Raw genomic sequence first — 2,107 nt, 5'->3', positions numbered from 1 at the left:
GGAGAGAGGAACCACCGCCCCGCGGCGGACCAGGCCCGAGGGCAGCTGGAGACGTAGGAGCGCTGGCCCCCCGAGTTGGCGCGGAGGGGACCGGGCCCCGCGACGGTTCCTCCATCGCCGGGCGGCTCCGCCCCGACCGCCCGGCGATGGAGGAACGGCGGGGGTGCCGTTACCATCGGCGCTCATGGGGGGCCCCGGGCTCATACGCATCCTGCGTCCCACGGCGCGGCTCAGCGCGGTGGCGGCGCTGCTCGCCGCGCTGTTCGTGTGCCTCAACCCGCACGGCGCGGCGACCGCCCGGGCCGAAGAGGGCGAGCAGCGGCGGGTGACGCTCGCCGTTCCGGCCACCGAGTACTCCTGCCCCCACGACCGCGGGGACTGCGGGCTCTTCCCCTACCTCACCCCCGCGGTGCTCACCGCGCCGCCGCTCGATCCGCCGCAGCAGCCCGACGCGTTGGCCGGGCCGGCGCCGACCCCGGCGGGCGCCGCCCCCGTCTCGTACCAGGCCCGGCCGCGCGCCCCGGACCTGCACGTCCTCCAGGTCTCGCGGACCTGAGGGCAGCCCTTCCGCAGCAGCCGCGCATCCCCCTGACGACGGGTGCGCCCCTCCCCCACGAGACGAACGACTCGAAGCCACGAAGGGCAGACGATTCACCATGGCCGCCAACCGCTCCTCCGCCGCCGCAGACCGCAGGACCCGGATAGAGGAGATGCGCCGTGCCGAGCAGGCACGTGAGCGCCGCAACCGCGTCATCACCATCACGTTGAGCACCGTCGTCGTCGCCGGCCTGGTCGGCTTCGGCGGGTACCTGCTCAAGCAGGAGAACGACAAGCAGGAACGGGCCGAGGCCGCCGCGAAGGCGCCGATCGAGGACGAGAAGTCCTGGGACGCCAAGAAGCTCGGCCGCAACCACGTGACCAAGCAGGTCAGCTACCCGATGAAGCCCCCGGTCGGCGGCGACCACCACCAGGCGTGGCTGAACTGCGACCGCAACGTCTACAAGGAGCCGGTGCCGGAGATGCACGCCGTGCACTCCCTGGAGCACGGCGCGGTGTGGATCACGTACAGCGGCAAGGCCGCCGCCGGCGACGTGAAGAAGCTGGAGGAGAAGGTCGGGAAGACCTCGTACTCCTTCATCAGCCCGGTCGAGGACCAAACCGGCACGATCATGCTGAGCGCCTGGGGCAAGCAGGTCACCGTGGACGGCGCCGACGACCCGCGGATCGACGCGTTCCTCGGCAAGTACGTGCAGGGCCCGCAGACCCCCGAGCCGGGCGCGGCCTGCACCGGCGGCGTGGACGCCAAGGGCGTGCCGGGCGCCGCGGGCGGCATGCAGTGAGTGCCCGGAGGGCCTGGCTCAGGAGCCGTACGAACTGGGCGGCCGTGACGGCGGTGGTGCTGGCGCTGCTGTTCGCCGGGGCGGCGGCGGTCGCCTCCTCGGGCGGCGGGGCCCCGGAGGGGGCGCGCACCCCGGCGGCGGACTCGGCGGACGCCGGGTTCGCCCGGGACATGTCGGTCCACCACCAGCAGGCGGTGGAGATGTCGTTCATCGTCCGGGACCGCACGAAGGACGCGGACGTGCGCCGGCTGGCGTACGACATCGCCAACACCCAGGCCAACCAGCGCGGCATGATGCTGGGCTGGCTGGAGCGCTGGGGCCTGCCCAAGGTCGCGCCGGACCAGCAGCCGATGGCCTGGATGGGGATGCCCGGCCAGGGTGACGGACACGGGGGCGACGGGCACGGGGCGAAGGCGCCGCTGATGCCGGGGATGGCGACCGAGGAGCAGCTCGCCGAGTTGGGGAGCGCGAGCGGGCGGGACGCCGAGGTGCTCTACCTGCGGCTGATGACCGCCCACCACCAGGGCGGGGTGCACATGGCCGAGGGCTGCGTCGAGCGGTGCGGCGACGAGGTCCAGCGGAAGCTGGCCCAGGGCATGGTGGACGCCCAGGAGTCGGAGATCGCGCTGATGGCGGACCTGCTGCGGCAGCGGGGCGCGAAGGACTGACGACGGCCGGGCCCCGGTCCTCCGCGGCGCGCTCCGGACGACCGGGGCGCGCCGCGGTCGCGTACGGGGGCGGGGGGGCAGCCGCCTGCGGGCGCGTAC

Annotated in this window: 3 protein-coding genes; all 3 read left to right on the top strand. The window is 74.3% G+C overall.

Going from position 1 to position 2,107, the window contains the following annotated elements; genetic code table 11:
• Positions 1-184: 184 nt before the first annotated feature.
• The gene (locus C6N75_RS26445; protein ID WP_105871397.1) at positions 185-556 is read left to right on the top strand and encodes a hypothetical protein; all 372 of its coding nucleotides are present in this window, start codon (positions 185-187) and stop codon (positions 554-556) included.
• Between the two features lie 100 nt (positions 557-656).
• Entirely contained in the window at positions 657-1,340 is a 684-nt protein-coding gene (locus tag C6N75_RS26440) for a DUF3105 domain-containing protein (protein WP_105871396.1), read from the top strand.
• A 44-nt stretch (positions 1,341-1,384) separates the two neighbouring features.
• A complete protein-coding gene (locus C6N75_RS26435) occupies positions 1,385-2,008 on the top strand; it encodes a DUF305 domain-containing protein (protein ID WP_407703279.1) in 624 nt (207 codons plus the stop codon).
• The last annotated feature ends 99 nt before the right edge of the window (positions 2,009-2,107 follow it).

This window comes from Streptomyces solincola (assembly GCF_002982015.1).
Taxonomy (GTDB): Bacteria; Actinomycetota; Actinomycetes; order Streptomycetales; family Streptomycetaceae; genus Streptomyces; species Streptomyces solincola.
Note: the sequence above shows the minus strand (reverse complement) of the source record. Positions and strands in the feature narration are given on the sequence as shown.

Bases quoted from the DNA above. Each gene is read 5' to 3' on its own strand.
- C6N75_RS26445 (WP_105871397.1), top strand. From the start codon at position 185: ATGGGGGGCCCCGGGCTCATACGCATCCTGCGTCCCACGGCGCGGCTC.
- C6N75_RS26440 (WP_105871396.1), top strand. From the start codon at position 657: ATGGCCGCCAACCGCTCCTCCGCCGCCGCAGACCGCAGGACCCGGATA.